The organism is Novosphingobium sp. BL-S-34 (assembly GCF_056857015.1).
This window is the reverse complement of the sequence record NZ_CM166472.1, coordinates 1,879,092-1,894,878: the sequence shown is the minus strand read 5'-3', so window position 1 is coordinate 1,894,878 and position 15,787 is coordinate 1,879,092. Positions and strand designations below refer to the sequence as shown.

The window sequence follows — 15,787 nt, the reverse complement described above, 5'->3', positions numbered from 1 at the left end:
CTGATCCGATGAGCCTGCGCTCCGCTCCCATGGTGCCCACCGCGCGTGCGGCCGGGCTACTGGCGCTGGCCGCGCCGGTGGCGCTGGTGATCGGCGCGACGCGGCCCGAAGCCTGGGTCGTGGCGCCGGTGTTCGGGCTGGCGGTGCTGGCGTTGATCGCGATCGACGCGCTTCTGGCGGGGCGCCTGGGCGACTTGCGGATCGCGGTACCGGCCGATGTCGAAGTGGGAGAGCCGGCCGAACTGACCGCCGCGCTGGATCTTTCCGCTGCGCGGGCCTCGCGGGTCGAACTCGCCCTGGAATGCGATCCACGCCTCGTTCCCGGCGGACGGGCCAGCCTCACTCTGGCCCACCGGGGTGAGGACGGCTGGCGCGGCACGCTCGCCTTCCGCCCCTCGCGCCGCGGCACCGGCCGGATCGCGCGGACCTGGCTGCGCTGGACCGGGCCTATGGGGCTGGGCGCACGGCAGTTCCGCGGTGAACTCGGCCGGGAAGTGCGCGTCTGGCCCAACATTGCCGCCGTGCGCTCCCCGGCGCTGCAGACCTTCCTCAAGGATGCGCAATATGGCCTGATCGCCCGCCGCATCCGGGGCGAGGGCACCCAGTTCGAATCGCTGGCCGAATACGAGCCGGGCATGGACCGCCGCCGGATCGACTGGAAAAGCTCGGCGCGGCACGTCCACCTCTACGCCAAGGAATACGAGACCGAGCGGAACAACCAGATCGTCTTCGCCTTCGATTGCGGACAGACGATGTGCGAGCCGATCCAGGGCATGCCCCGGCTCGACCGCGCGGTTTCCGCCGCGCTCGCCACCAGCTACGTGGCGCTCAAGGGCGGCGACCGCGTCTCGCTGTTCGGCTTCGCCGCGCGGCCCGAAGTGGCGACGCCTTTCGTCACCGCATCGCGCGACTTTCACCGGCTGCAACGCGCGGCGGCGGGGCTGGAATATCGCTCCGAAGAGCCGAATTTCACGCTGGCGCTGGCCACCCTGGCCGCGCGCCTGCAGCGCCGTTCGCTGATCGTGGTGTTCTCCGACTTCACCGACCCCACCAGCGCCCAGCTCATGATCGAATCGATCGGCCGGCTCGTCTCGCGCCATGTCGTGCTGTTCGTCACCATGGCCGACGACGAGCTGGAGGCGATCTCGGGCGCGGCGCCGGACGACCTCGAAACGCTGTCCATGGCGGTTTCCGCGGATACCCTGCTGCGCCAGCGCGCGCTGGTCACCCGGCGGCTGCAACAGCTGGGCGTGGACGTGGTGGAAGCGCCTTATCACACGATCGGCACCCGGCTGATCGATGCCTATCTCGAAATCAAGCGATCGGGAGCGATCGGATGAACGCCGCCACTCTGCTTTCAGGTACGGGGCGCTCCGGTACCGGGCTTCCCGATTCCGTCTCCGCCATCGAGAGCGCGGCGCTGCGCTCCGACCGCTTCCGCCTCGAACGCGAGGCCGACTGGCAGCGGCTGGAAGCGATCGTCACCAGCATGGAGAAGGGCCGCCTCCGCCGCCTGTCGGACGAAGACCTGCTGGCTCTTCCGGGGCTCTACCGTACCGTGGCCTCCAGCTTGTCGATCGCGCGGGAAACCTCGCTCGATGCCGCGACGCTGGCGTATCTCGAAGCGCTGGTGCAGCGCGCCTGGTTCGTCGTCTACGGCCCGCGCAGTTCGCTGTGGGACTGGCTGCGCGGCTTCCTGGGCGGCGGTTGGAGCGCGGCGGTGCGGGCGATCTGGCTGGACATCCTGGTCGCGCTGGCGGTGATGGTGGCCGGAACCGTGGTGGGCTGGCTGCTCGTGGCGCACGACGTGGACTGGTACCATGCCCTTGTCGGCGGCGACATGGCGGGCGGCCGCCTACCCGGGGCGACCCGCGAAGCCCTGCGCCACACGCTGTTCGGCGATAGCGGCCGCAACGGCATGAGCCTGTTCGCGACCCAGCTGTTCAGCAACAATTCGCAAGTCTCGATCCTGGCCTTCGCGCTGGGCTTCGCTTTCGGCATCCCCTCGCTCCTGTTGCTGGTGCACAACATGGCCATGCTGGGGGCGATGCTCTGGCTCTACCATGGGGCCGGGCTGCTGACCGATTTCGCCGGATGGCTCGCCGTCCACGGTACGACGGAACTCTTCGCCATCATGCTGGCGGGCGCGGCAGGGCTGCACATCGGCCGCTCGCTCGCCTTTCCCGGCAACCGGCCGGTGCTTCAGGCGACGGCGGAAGCCGGGCGGCGCGCGGCGCTGGTCATGACCGGGGTGGTGCTCATGCTGATCGTCGCCGCGCTGCTCGAAGGCTTTGCGCGCCAGCTCGTCGACCAGACTTTCGGACGATTCGCTATCGGCGGCTTCATGCTGGCGGCCTGGTGCGCCTATTTCTTCGCCTTCCGGGGCAACCGCGGCAAAGTGCGCGCGGCATGAGCGTGGTGCCGACCCGCTACCGGCGCACCTCGCGCGACCGCGTGCTGGTGACGCCGGAAGGCATCTCGGTCCCGGTGACGGTGGCCAGCCGGGGATCGCGCGTGGGCGCGCTCATGCTCGATTTCCTGGTGATCCTGGTGCTCATGGGCCTCACGACCTGGGGGCTCATCGAAATCGCCGGCGGGTTGACCGGGATCGATCGCAATCTCGAACAGAAGAATGCGCTGGGCCATGCCCTGCAGTTTCTCGTCATCGTCTGGCTGGTGGCGATGTTCCTGTTCCGCAACGCCTATTTCCTGTTCTTCGAACTGGGACCGCGCGGCGCCACGCCGGGCAAGCGTATCGCCGGCATCCGCATCGCCGCACGCGATGGCGGGCGGCTGACGGCGGACATGGTGATCGCCCGCAACCTCCTGCGCGACATCGAGCTGTTCCTGCCGATCGTCTTCATCCTGCAGGCGGGGGCGCAAAGCGGCATGGGCTGGCTGACGGCCACCGGCTGGCTGGCGATCTTCCTGCTCATGCCCTTGTTCAACCGCGACGCCCTGCGGGCCGGCGACATGATCGCGGGGACCTGGGTGCTGGAGCGGCCACGCCAGAAGCTGGAGGCGGCGATGTCCCTCGCGCGCACGCCTGCGGCAAGGCATGAGGACGAGGTCGCCCTCGATGCCGGCGCAGCGCCGGCGCGGCGCACCTATCGCTTCGAGGAAGCCGAACTGGCGGTCTACGGCGAATACGAGCTGCAGGCGCTGGAACGCGTCCTGCGCGACGACCGGGCGCAATCGCTCGAAAGCGTCTACGAAACCATCGCCCGCAAGATCGACCGCAACGACGGCTGGAACGACGAGCGGGCCTTCCTGGAAGACTACTACACCCAGTTGCGTGCCCGCCTGGAAGCAGGCATGCGCATGGGCCGCCGCAAGGCAGACAAGTTTTCCGGGAGCCAGGAATGACGCTTCATCTGACGATCGTGGAAGACGACCTGACGGGCCGTGACGTACTCGATCTGCTGCAGTTCCATCTCGACGAAATGCACCAGTGGTCGCCGCCGGAGAGTGTCCACGCCATGCCGGCCGCCCGCCTGCGCCAGCCCGATGTCACGTTCTTCTCCGCCTGGGATGGCGAGCACCTGGCCGGGTGCGGGGCGATCAAGCGTCTGGACGAGGGCCACGGCGAACTGAAATCGATGCGCGCGGCGCCGGACTATCGGGGGCGGGGCGTGGGCAAGGCCATTCTTCTGCGCCTGATCGAGGAAGCGCGCACGCGGGGCTATCGCCGCGTCAGCCTGGAAACCGGGCGGCCGGAGCCGTTCCACGCCGCCCATGCGCTCTATCGCGCGCACGGCTTCACGGAATGCCCGCCTTTCGGCAGCTATGAGCACGATCCCTTCTCCATGTGCATGACCCGGGAACTGACATGAATCTTCGCCCCGCCAACCCCGCCGATGCCGCGGCCCTGGCCGAACTCGGCGCCCGCAGTTTCGTCGCGAAGTTCGGCCATATGTACACGCCCCAGGATCTGGAGAATTTCCTGGCCGATTCGCACAGCGAGGCGAAAGTGGCCAAGGAGATCGCGGACCCGGCCATGCGCGTGCTGCTGGCCGAAGAGGACGGCGCGCTGCTGGGTTTTTGCAAGCTCGTCATGGCCTGCGGCTGGCCCGAACATGCGCGGCACGAGCGGGTGGTGGAACTCAAGCAGCTCTACACCGATCCGGAAACGACCGGGCGCGGCATCGGTGCTGCGCTGATGGACCGCGCGCTGGAGATCGGGCGCGAGCATGGCGCCGGGGAAATGCAGCTTTCGGTATGGAGCGGCAATGACGGCGCGCAGAAGTTCTATGCCCGCTACGGCTTCGGCAAAGTGGCCGACATCCATTTCATGGTCGGCGAACAGCGCGACGAGGAATTCCTCTACGCCCGAATGCTGTGACTGGCGGCGCCGGACGGGCGCCGTGAACGCGCCTCTCGGGTACCGCTCGATCGGCCACCCGAAAGGGGATTGCGGACCCCTGCGCAATGGTGCTTCAAACCGTCACTGCAAAGGCCTATAGGGGGCGCATGTCTTCCGTACGTCCCTGGCGCGATATAGAGCGCCGCAAGAGCCGCCAGATCATGGTCGGTAATGTTCCCGTCGGCGGCGATGCCCCGATCACGGTGCAGACCATGACCAACACCCTGACTTCCGACGCCAAGGCGACGATCGACCAGATCCGTCGCTGCGAGGAAGCCGGGGCGGACCTCATCCGCGTTTCCTGTCCCGACGTGGAGAGCACGGCGGCAATGAAGGAAATCGTGCGCGCCGCGAACGTCCCGCTGATCGCGGACATCCATTTCCACTACAAGCGTGCGCTTGAGGCCGCCGACGCCGGCGCTGCCTGCCTGCGCATCAATCCCGGCAACATCGGCTCCGACGACCGCGTGGCCGAAGTGGTGCGCGCGGCAAAGGCCAACGGCTGCGCGATCCGCATCGGCGTGAACGCGGGCAGCCTCGAAAAGGACCTATTGGAAAAGTACGGGGAGCCTTGCCCCGAAGCGCTCGTCGAATCCGCGCTCGACCATATCAAGCTGCTCCAGGACCACGATTTCCACGAATACAAGGTGGCGGTGAAGGCCAGCGACGTATTCCTGGCCGTCGCCGCCTACCAGGGCCTGGCGGATGCGGTGGACTGCCCGCTGCACCTGGGCATCACCGAAGCGGGCGGCCTCATCGGCGGCACCGTGAAATCCTCGATCGGCATGGGCATGCTGCTCTGGTCGGGCATTGGCGACACCTTGCGCGTCTCGCTTTCGGCCGAGCCGGAAGAGGAAGTGCGCGTGGGCTTCGAGATGCTCAAGGCGCTCGGCCTGCGCACGCGCGGCGTTCGCGTGGTGTCCTGCCCGTCCTGCGCCCGCCAGGGCTTCGACGTGATCCGCACGGTGGAAGCGCTGGAAGACCGGCTGCAGCACATCAAGACGCCGCTCTCGCTCTCGGTGCTCGGCTGCGTGGTCAATGGCCCCGGTGAAGCGCGAGAAACCGATATCGGCCTCACCGGCGGCGGCAATGGCAAGCACATGGTCTACTTGTCCGGCGTGACCGACCACGTCGTGCAGTCCGAAGACATGCTGGACCACATCGTCAAGCTGGTCGAAGCCAAGGCGGCCGAAATCGAAGCCGCGAACGAGGCGCAGGCGCAAGCCGCGGAATGAATCCGGGCAGAGCGCCGAAGGCGAAAGCCCTGCGCGCGTCCGCGCGAAGGGCGGCGCACGCGCCTGCGGCGATGGAAGCAGGGGCGGGGGCGCCGATGGAGCGGCTCCGCGCGGAGGCCCGCGGCTTCTTCGCCTCGCTGCGAGACAGCCTCGTCTTGTGGAAACTGGCGCCGGTAATCCCCGCGCTCGCCGCCATTCCGGAATTCGCCCAGCATGTCGTCGAGATCCGCCTCGGCATGTTCGCCAGCCGCGATGCCTTCGCCGCCCTGGGCTCGGACCCGGCGCGACTCTCGCTGGGTTCGGTCAAAGTCGCGGGACTGGTTTTCGCGATGCTGCTGGCGGCGCGCTTCTGGGCCAACCGAGAGGCGGGCCTGCGCAGCCTGAGCCTGGCCGGGATCGGCTGGAAGCAGGTCCTGACCGGATTTCTGGTCCAGGTTGTCTTCACGCTGCCGGGCCTGGTCGACTTCCGGATGCCAGCGGCGGCGTTCGCCATCTCGATCCTCGCTACGATCGCCAGCATGCCGGGCCTCGTCCTCATGGTTGGCGGATTGCTGGGCGACCGCGAGGCCGGGCTGGCCGATGCCTATCGGCGCGGCTGGGGCAAGGCGCTGCGGATGCTGATCTACATCGCCCCCGCGCTGGCCGTCCTGCAGCCGCTGCACCGCTGGGACCATATGGTCGTCCTGGGGCAGCCCCAGGCGCTCGTCTGGGCGCTGATGGCCTGGGATGCCCTCGTCGTCGGACTCATGGCGGCAGTGGCCGGTACGGGCCTGCACCGGGGCTATACCTTCTGGCAAAGAGCGGGCTGACAAGCCGAGTCCGGGCTTTGGCCGATCCGGCATGATTCGCGTGGCGGCTTCCGCATGAGGTCCGTCACGAGGCCATAAGGGCGCAGTTGAGAGCCCGCGGCTAAAGGCGGGCTAAAAGCGGAAGTTGGCAGCGATCGTTGCAGCGCCCTGCGCACGGTGACAGCCACTGACGATTCGGAAAACGCGATGGATCAGAAACGAGCGCCGTGGATCCTGCATAATCGGATCGAAAACGGCTCTATCTCTCCGCGATCGGACGTCGGCGTCCCCTGAAATGCCGATCCAGCAGGAATGGGCGTCAGGCGAAGGCGCTGAATCCCGCAAGGCTGGACCAGACTGCGAGCGCAGCCATGGCGATGACCGAAGCCATCGCGGCAGGTACGATCTTGGACTCAGGGTTGCCCATCCGGAACCAGCCTTGCGAGAGAGCGGGGTGTGGTCGCTATGCCCGGAAAGGCGCCCGCGAGCCATGTCGCCCGTCGAGCGCGGTAAGCCGCCCATCGAAGCCGCCTCCTGGCCGCACCGTCCTGCGCAGGCCCGTCATGCCCAAAGCAAAAGGCCCCGCCGGATCGCTCCGGCGGGGCCTCTATTCTGCCTGTCAGGCGGTAGCGGGGAGACTTACGCCTCGTCGCCACCTTCCGGCTGTTCGCCTTCCGACTGGTCGTCGCCCTTGATCAGGTAATCGCCGGCATCGGCGTCCAGACCATGGGTTTCACCCTCGACCGCGGCAAGCGGATCGTTGCCGATCGCGGCTTCCGGGCCCTGGGCCAGTTCGGCTGCATGCTCTTCTTCCGCCGTGTTGGCGGCGATCAGAGATTCCTGCAGGCGGCGGTAGGACGCGCGCAGGGCGGCATCGCGGCTGGTGGCCGCCACGCGGACGCGGTTCATGCCGGCACCGGTACCCGCCGGGATGAGGCGGCCGACGATGACGTTTTCCTTGAGGCCGATGAGCGAGTCCTTCTTGCCCTCGACAGCCGCCTGCGTGAGCACGCGGGTGGTCTCCTGGAACGAGGCCGCCGAGATGAACGAGCGGGTCTGCAGCGAGGCCTTGGTGATGCCGAGCAGCACCGGCTTGCCTTCCGCGGGCATCTTGCCCTCGGGAAGCTTGCTGTTGATCTCGAACATTTCCTCGTAGTCGACCTGTTCGCCCGGCAGCAGGGTGGTATCGCCACCGGCCGTGATCTCAACCTTCTGCAGCATCTGACGAACGATCGTCTCGATGTGCTTGTCGTTGATCTTCACGCCCTGCAAGCGGTAGACTTCCTGGATTTCCGCCACGAGGTATTCCGCAAGTGCCTCGACGCCGAGAACTTCCAGAATGTCGTGCGGATCGGGCGAACCCGAAATCAGGTTGTCGCCCTTCTTGACGAAGTCGCCTTCCTGCACGTCGATCACGCGGCTCTTCGGGATCAGGTACTCAACCGGATCACCCTCTTCCGGGATGATCGCGATCTTGCGCTTGGCCTTGTAGTCACGCACGAACTCGATGCGGCCGGAGACCTTGGCGATGATCGAGTTGTCCTTCGGCTTGCGGGCCTCGAACAGTTCGGCAACGCGCGGCAGACCGCCGGTGATGTCGCGGGTCTTGGCGGCTTCGCGCGAGGCACGGGCGATGATGTCGCCGGCCTCGACGGTCTGGCCGTCTTCCACCGAGAGCGTCGTGCCCGGCGCCATCATGTAGCGCGCGGATTCGCCGGACGCGTCGTCGAGAAGGGTGATGCGCGGACGCAGGTCCTCCTTCTTCTTCGCGGTGCGCGACGAACGGTCTTCCGTCACGACGCGGCTGGTCATGCCGGTCGCATCGTCGACATGCTCGGTCAGCGTGCGGGTGTCGATCAGGTCCTGATACTTCACCGTACCCGAGGTTTCGGTGATGATCGGGAGCGAGAACGGATCCCACTCGGCCAGGCGTTCGCCTTCCTTCACCTTCGCACCATTGGTGTGGAGCAGCACGGTACCGTAAGGCACGCGGTGCATGGCGCGCTCGCGGCCTTCGGTGTCCATCACGACGATTTCGCCGTTACGGGCCAGCGAGAGGCGACGGCCGCGCTTGTCCACGATCGTCGGGATGTCGCGATATTCGACCGAGCCTTCGCAGATCGATTCCAGGTGGCTGGTTTCGTTCAGCTGGGCGGCGCCGCCGATGTGGAAGGTACGCATGGTGAGCTGCGTGCCCGGTTCACCGATCGACTGTGCGGCGATGACGCCGACAGCTTCACCGATGTTGACCGGCGTACCGCGCGCGAGGTCACGGCCGTAGCACTTGCCGCAAACGCCCTGCTGGGCTTCGCAGACCAGCGGCGAACGGATGCGGGCAGCCTGCAGGCCGGTCGCCTCGATCGCAGCCACGGCGGCTTCGTCCAGGAGCTGGCCCTTGGCGGCGATGACGTTGCCTTCCTTGTCGGCAATGTCCTCGGCCAGGGTACGACCCAGGATACGCTCGGCGAGCGAGGCGATGGTGGAACCGCCCTGCACGATCGAACGCATTTCCAGCGCGCGCTCGGTACCGCAATCCTCGATCACGACGACGCAGTCCTGCGACACGTCGACCAGACGGCGGGTCAGGTAACCCGAGTTTGCCGTCTTGAGCGCCGTATCCGCCAGGCCCTTACGAGCACCGTGGGTCGAGTTGAAGTATTCAAGAACGGTCAGACCTTCCTTGAAGTTCGAGATGATCGGCGTTTCGATGATCTCGCCCGACGGCTTGGCCATGAGGCCGCGCATACCGCCAAGCTGCTTCATCTGTGCCGGGCTACCACGCGCACCGGAGTGGCTCATCATGTAGATCGAGTTGATCTGGGCCATGCGGCCCGTCTCGGGATCGACCGGCTGAGCCTTCAGCTCTTCCATCATGGCGTTCGCCACCTGGTCGCCGCAACGGCTCCAGGCGTCGATCACCTTGTTGTACTTTTCCTGCTGGGTGATCAGGCCGTCCTGGTACTGCTGCTCGTAGTCGGCAACCAGTTCCTTGGTTTCGCCGACCAGGGCTTCCTTCGAGTCCGGGATGATCATGTCATCCTTGCCGAAGGAGATGCCCGCCTTGAACGCGTTGCGGAAGCCGAGCGACATGATCGCGTCGGCGAACAGCACCGTGTCCTTCTGGCCGGTGTGGCGGTAGACCTGGTCGATAACGTCGCCGATTTCCTTCTTGGTGAGAAGGCGGTTGACGACGTCGAAGGGCACGGTGTGCGACTTCGGCAGGCATTCACCCAGCAGCATGCGGCCCGGAGTGGTCTCGAAGCGCTTCATGTACTGCTCGCCGTTCTCGTCGGTCTGCGGCACGCGGGCCTCGATCTTCGAGTGCAGCGTCACGGCACCGACGTGAAGCGCCTGGTGCACTTCCGCCATGTCCGCGAACTTCATGCCTTCGCCCGGCTCGCCGATGCGGTCCATCGACAGGTAGTACAGGCCGAGAACCATGTCCTGCGAAGGAACGATGATCGGCTTGCCGTTTGCCGGCGAGAGGATGTTGTTGGTCGACATCATCAGCACGCGCGCTTCGAGCTGGGCTTCCAGCGAGAGCGGCACGTGGACGGCCATCTGGTCACCGTCGAAGTCGGCGTTGAACGCCGAGCAGACGAGCGGGTGCAGCTGGATCGCCTTGCCTTCGATCAGGACCGGCTCGAACGCCTGGATGCCCAGACGGTGAAGCGTCGGCGCGCGGTTCAGCATGACCGGGTGCTCGCGAATGACTTCGTCGAGGATGTCCCAGACTTCCTTGCGCTCCTTCTCGACCCACTTCTTGGCCTGCTTCAGGGTCATGGAAAGACCCTTGGCGTCCAGACGGGCGTAGATGAACGGCTTGAACAGCTCGAGCGCCATCTTCTTCGGCAGGCCGCACTGGTGCAGCTTGAGTTCCGGTCCGGTCACGATGACCGAACGGCCCGAATAGTCGACGCGCTTGCCGAGCAGGTTCTGACGGAAGCGGCCCTGCTTGCCCTTGAGCATGTCGGACAGCGACTTCAGCGGACGCTTGTTGGCGCCGGTGATGACGCGGCCGCGGCGGCCGTTGTCGAACAGGGCGTCGACCGCTTCCTGCAGCATGCGCTTTTCGTTGCGGACGATGATGTCCGGCGCACGCAGCTCGATCAGGCGCTTCAGGCGGTTGTTGCGGTTGATGACGCGGCGATAGAGGTCGTTGAGGTCCGAGGTCGCGAAGCGGCCACCGTCCAGCGGCACCAGCGGGCGCAGTTCGGGCGGAATGACCGGCACGACGTCGAGAATCATCCACTCGGGGCGGTTGCCCGAATCGATGAACGATTCCACGACCTTGAGGCGCTTGATGATCTTCTTGGGCTTGAGCTCCGACTTGGTCGTCTCAAGTTCCTGGAGAAGGTCCGCACGCTCCTGCTGGAGGTCGAGGTTGATGAGCATGTGCTTCACCGCCTCGGCACCGATGCCGGCGGAGAACGAATCCTCGCCGTACTCGTCCTGGGCGTCGAGCATCTCGTCTTCGGTGAGGAGCTGGTACTTCTCGAGCGGGGTCAGGCCCGGCTCGATCACGATGTAGCTTTCGAAGTAGAGAACGCGCTCAAGCTGCTTGAGCTGCATGTCGAGCAGCAGGCCGATGCGCGAAGGCAGCGACTTCAGGAACCAGATGTGCGCGACCGGTGCGGCCAGCTCGATGTGGCCCATGCGCTCGCGGCGCACCTTGGTGACGGTGACTTCGACGCCGCACTTTTCGCAGACGACGCCCTTGTACTTCATGCGCTTGTACTTGCCGCAAAGGCATTCGTAGTCCTTCACGGGACCGAAGATGCGGGCGCAGAAAAGGCCGTCACGCTCAGGCTTGAACGTACGGTAGTTGATGGTTTCCGGCTTCTTGATCTCGCCGAAGGACCAGGAGCGGATGCGCTCGGGCGAGGCCAGACCGATCTGGATCTGATCGAAGGTCTCGGGCTTCGCCATCTGGTTGGTGAACTTGGTCAGGTCGTTCATGTTTCAGTCCCTCTGGGGGTGAATTCTCGAGGCGGAAGGAAGGGAAGGCGGGGCCGCGCGGGCCCCGCCCGATCCCGTTATTCCGCCGCCAGGGCCACGCCGTCGTCGTCCTCGTTGTCGTCGTGGCTGGTAAGCTCGACGTTGAGGCCCAGCGAGCGCATTTCCTTGACGAGCACGTTGAAGCTCTCGGGGATGCCGGCCTCGAAGGTATCGTCGCCCTTGACGATCGCTTCGTAGACCTTGGTGCGGCCGACCACGTCGTCCGATTTCACCGTCAGCATTTCCTGGAGCGTGTAAGCCGCGCCGTAGGCCTGGAGAGCCCAGACCTCCATTTCACCGAAGCGCTGGCCACCGAACTGCGCCTTACCGCCCAGCGGCTGCTGGGTGACGAGCGAGTAGGGGCCGATCGAACGCGCGTGGATCTTGTCGTCGACAAGGTGGTGCAGCTTGAGCACGTACTTGCAGCCGACGGTCACCTTGCGGTCGAAACGATCGCCGGTGCGGCCGTCGTAAAGGTCCACCTGGCCCGACTCGTCGAGACCGGCGAGGCGAAGCATGTCGGTGACGTCCTTCTCGACGGCGCCGTCGAAGACCGGCGAACCCATCGGCACGCCCTTGCGGACGGACTGAGCGAATTCGACGATCTGCTCGTCACTGCGCGCCTCGATCTCGGCGGTGTAGTTGGAGCCGTAGACTTCCTTGAGCAGTTCGCGGACCGCTTCCGGCGGTTCGCCGGCCACGGGATCCGGATTGGCTGCGCGCCAGTCGTCCAGAGCTGCGCCGATACGCGCGCCCAGGCCGCGGGCGGCCCAGCCGAGGTGCGTCTCGAAGATCTGGCCGACGTTCATGCGCGAAGGCACGCCGAGCGGGTTCAGCACGAAGTCCACGGGGGTGCCGTCCTCGAGGAAGGGCATGTCTTCCAGCGGCAGGATGCGGCTGATGATACCCTTGTTGCCGTGACGGCCGGCCATCTTGTCGCCCGGCTGAAGCTTGCGCTTCACGGCCACGAAGACCTTGACCATCTTGAGCACGCCGGGCGCGAGTTCGTCACCGCGCTCCAGCTTCTCCTTGCGGTCCTCGAACTTCTCCTGGATCGCCTTGACCGTGAGGTCGTACTGGGTCTTCACCGCTTCGAGCTGCGACTGCATGTGGTCGTCGGCAACGGCGAACTTCCACCACTCGTGACGCTCGACCTCGTCCAGCACCTCGTCGGTGATGTCCACGCCCTTCTTGATGCCCTTGGGCGCCGAAGCGGCGACCTGGCCGAGGAGCATGTCCTTCAGACGGTTGTAGGTGGCGCGGTTGAGGATGGCGCGTTCGTCCTCGCGGTCCTTGGCGAGGCGTTCGATTTCCTCGTTCTGGATCGCGCGGGTACGGTCGTCGACCTCGATGCCGTGGCGGTTGAACACGCGCACGTCGACGATGGTGCCCGAAACGCCCGGCGGCAGACGCAGCGAGGTGTCGCGGACGTCCGAAGCCTTTTCACCGAAGATGGCGCGGAGGAGCTTTTCTTCCGGCGTCATCGGGCTTTCGCCCTTCGGCGTGATCTTGCCGACCAGGATGTCACCCGGGTGCACTTCCGCGCCGATGTAGACGATGCCCGCTTCGTCGAGGTTGCGCAGGGCTTCCTCGCCGACGTTCGGGATGTCGCGCGTGATGTCTTCCGGACCCAGCTTGGTGTCGCGGGCCATCACTTCGAACTCGTCGATGTGGATCGAGGTGAAGACGTCTTCCTTCACGATCCGCTCGGAGATCAGGATGGAGTCTTCGTAGTTGTAGCCGTTCCAGGGCATGAACGCGACGAGCACGTTGCGGCCCAGGGCCAGTTCGCCCAGCTCGGTCGAAGGACCGTCGGCGATGGTGTCGCCGGCCTGGATCACTTCGCCCACCTTCACCAGCGGACGCTGGTTGATGCAGGTCGACTGGTTCGAACGCTCGAACTTCTGCAGGCGGTAGATGTCGACGCCGGACTTGCCGGGTTCGATATCGCCCGAGGCGCGGATGACGATACGCGTTGCGTCGACCTGGTCGACGATGCCGGCGCGCAGCGCCGAGATCGCGGCGCCGGAGTCACGCGCAACGGTTTCTTCCATGCCGGTGCCGACGAACGGAGCGTCCGCCTTCACGAGCGGTACGGCCTGACGCTGCATGTTCGAGCCCATGAGCGCGCGGTTGGCGTCGTCGTTTTCCAGGAACGGAATGAGCGAGGCGGCCACCGAGACGAGCTGCTTGGGCGAAACGTCCATCAGCGTGATCTGGTCGCGCGGGCTCATCACGAATTCGCCGTTCTGGCGAGCCGAGACGAGTTCCTCGACGAACGAACCGTCGGTGTTCAGCTCAGCCGACGCCTGCGCGACGGTGTGCTTCTGCTCTTCCATGGCGGAGAGATAGACGACGTCCTTCGAAACATGACCGTCGACGACGCGGCGGTAGGGGGTTTCGATGAAGCCGTACTTGTTGACGCGCGCGAAAGTCGACAGCGAGTTGATCAGACCGATGTTCGGGCCTTCCGGCGTTTCAATCGGGCAGATACGACCATAGTGCGTCGGGTGAACGTCGCGGACTTCGAAGCCGGCGCGCTCACGGGTGAGACCGCCCGGGCCCAAGGCCGAAACGCGGCGCTTGTGAGTGACTTCCGACAGCGGGTTGGTCTGGTCCATGAACTGCGAGAGCTGCGAGGAACCGAAGAACTCGCGAACGGCAGCCACGGCAGGCTTGGCGTTGATGAGGTCGTTCGGCATGACCGTCGACACGTCCACCGACGACATGCGCTCCTTCACGGCGCGCTCCATGCGGAGCAGGCCGACGCGGTACTGGTTCTCGAGCAGCTCGCCCACCGAACGCACGCGGCGGTTGCCGAGGTTGTCGATGTCGTCGATTTCGCCCTTGCCGTCCTTCAGGCCGACCAGTTCCTTGACCACGGCGAGGATGTCCTCGACGCGCAGCGTGGTGACGGTGTCCTCGGCATCGAGGCCCAGGCGCATGTTCATCTTCACGCGGCCCACGGCCGAGAGGTCGTAGCGATCGGCGTCGAAGAACAGGCCAGCGAAGAGGGCTTCGGCGGTTTCCTTCGTCGGCGGTTCGCCCGGACGCATGACCTTGTAGATCGCTTCCAGACCCATGTCGCGGTTCTCGGCCTTGTCGGCCTTGAGCGTGTTGCGGATCCAGGGACCGGTGTTCACGTCGTCGATGTCGAGCAGGTCGATCTGGTCGATGCCGGCCTGGTCGAGCGCCTCGAGGTTCTCGGGCGAAACTTCGTCGCCGGCTTCGATGTAGATGCGGCCGGTCGACTCGTTGATGAGATCCTTGGCCGAATAGCGGCCGAAGATTTCCTCGGTCGGGATCAGCAGCTCTTCAAGACCGTCCTTCTGCGCCTTGTTGGCGGCACGGGGGCTGATCTTGGTGCCGGCCGGGAACACGACTTCGCCCGACTTGGCGTCGACGATGTCGAAGGCGGGCTTGGCGCCGCGCCAGGCTTCCGACTGATAGGGCAGCTGCCAGCCGCCCGAACCGCGCTTCCAGGTGACCGTCTCGTAGAAGTAGTCGAGGATCGCTTCGTTATCGAGGCCGAGGCCGAACAGCAGCGAGGTCACCGGCAGCTTGCGCTTGCGGTCGATACGGACGTTGACGATGTCCTTGGCGTCGAACTCGAAGTCCAGCCAGGAACCGCGGTAGGGGATCACGCGGGCCGCGAAGAGGAACTTGCCCGAGGAGTGGGTCTTGCCGCGGTCGTGGTCGAACAGGACGCCCGGCGAACGATGCATCTGCGAGACGATCACGCGCTCGGTGCCGTTGATGAAGAAGGTGCCGTTCTCGGTCATGAGCGGCATGTCGCCCATGTAGACGTCCTGCTCCTTGATATCGAGGACCGAGCGGGTCTCGGTCTCGGCATCGACTTCGAACACGATGAGGCGCAGCGTGACCTTCATCGGGGCCGCATAGGTGATGCCGCGCTGGCGGCACTCGGTCACGTCGTACTTCGGCTCTTCCAGCTCGTAGTGCACGAAGTCGAGTTCGCTGGTGCCGGCGAAGTCGCGGATCGGGAAGACCGAACGCAGGGTCTTTTCCAGGCCCGAGACGTAGCCCGTCGCAGGGTTCGAGCGCAGGAACTGCTCGTAGCTCTCGCGCTGGACTTCGATCAGGTTGGGCATCTGGACGACTTCGTGGATGTCGCCGAAGATCTTGCGGATCCGCTTCTTTGCAGAGCGGACGCTTGCGGGCTTGGTGGCCATGAGCTGGTCTTTGCCTCTTCGCTTCAAAGGACCGATTCGCGTGAATCGGGCCGGAAAAATTCGTCGTCGCGAGTGACGTTATCCCTGCGTGGGCAGGGCATCCGAAACGCCAAAAGGCCGCCCGGCACGCGCGGAAAACCTGGAGTTTTACCGATGCGGCCAGCAGCCTTCTGCGTCAGATGAAACCCGTATCGCTTCCTTCCCGGGCCT

The 15,787-nt window shown here is 65.6% G+C and carries 9 protein-coding genes; 7 read left to right on the top strand and 2 right to left on the bottom strand.

Annotated elements, in window-relative coordinates:
- The first annotated feature begins 8 nt into the window (after positions 1-8).
- The 7 genes from AC1VV3_RS08970 (at position 9) to AC1VV3_RS08940 (ending at position 6,407) form a co-directional block, all read left to right on the top strand.
- Positions 9-1,340, top strand: coding sequence for a DUF58 domain-containing protein (locus AC1VV3_RS08970; RefSeq protein ID WP_482961581.1), 1,332 nt, complete (start codon positions 9-11; stop codon positions 1,338-1,340).
- Positions 1,337-2,413: a stage II sporulation protein M gene (locus AC1VV3_RS08965; RefSeq protein ID WP_482961580.1), complete on the top strand. Its 1,077-nt coding sequence runs from the start codon at positions 1,337-1,339 to the stop codon at positions 2,411-2,413. Before AC1VV3_RS08970 ends, AC1VV3_RS08965 begins: the two co-directional genes overlap by 4 nt.
- Positions 2,410-3,366 carry an RDD family protein gene (locus AC1VV3_RS08960; protein WP_134094758.1) on the top strand — a complete coding sequence of 319 codons (957 nt, stop codon included), beginning with the start codon at positions 2,410-2,412 and terminating at the stop codon, positions 3,364-3,366. The genes AC1VV3_RS08965 and AC1VV3_RS08960 overlap by 4 nt, the downstream gene beginning before the upstream one ends.
- On the top strand, positions 3,363-3,833 hold the full coding sequence (locus AC1VV3_RS08955; RefSeq protein ID WP_482961579.1) for a GNAT family N-acetyltransferase: 471 nt from the start codon (positions 3,363-3,365) through the stop codon (positions 3,831-3,833). Before AC1VV3_RS08960 ends, AC1VV3_RS08955 begins: the two co-directional genes overlap by 4 nt.
- A complete protein-coding gene (locus tag AC1VV3_RS08950) occupies positions 3,830-4,342 on the top strand; it encodes a GNAT family N-acetyltransferase (RefSeq protein WP_482961578.1) in 513 nt (170 codons plus the stop codon). The genes AC1VV3_RS08955 and AC1VV3_RS08950 overlap by 4 nt, the downstream gene beginning before the upstream one ends.
- A 128-nt stretch (positions 4,343-4,470) precedes the next feature.
- Complete coding sequence (gene ispG, locus AC1VV3_RS08945; RefSeq protein ID WP_132264510.1) at positions 4,471-5,598, top strand: flavodoxin-dependent (E)-4-hydroxy-3-methylbut-2-enyl-diphosphate synthase; 1,128 nt, start codon at positions 4,471-4,473, stop codon at positions 5,596-5,598.
- 95 nt (positions 5,599-5,693) lie between these two features.
- Complete coding sequence (locus AC1VV3_RS08940) at positions 5,694-6,407, top strand: hypothetical protein (RefSeq protein WP_482961577.1); 714 nt, start codon at positions 5,694-5,696, stop codon at positions 6,405-6,407.
- Positions 6,408-7,025: 618 nt separating this feature from the next.
- Here AC1VV3_RS08940 and rpoC read toward each other — a convergent pair.
- On the bottom strand, positions 7,026-11,345 hold the full coding sequence (gene rpoC / locus AC1VV3_RS08935; RefSeq protein WP_132264512.1) for a DNA-directed RNA polymerase subunit beta': 4,320 nt from the start codon (positions 11,343-11,345) through the stop codon (positions 7,026-7,028).
- 77 nt (positions 11,346-11,422) lie between these two features.
- Positions 11,423-15,577, bottom strand: a complete 4,155-nt coding sequence (gene rpoB, locus AC1VV3_RS08930) for a DNA-directed RNA polymerase subunit beta (protein ID WP_132264514.1) — start codon at positions 15,575-15,577, stop codon at positions 11,423-11,425.
- Positions 15,578-15,787: the final 210 nt, after the last annotated feature.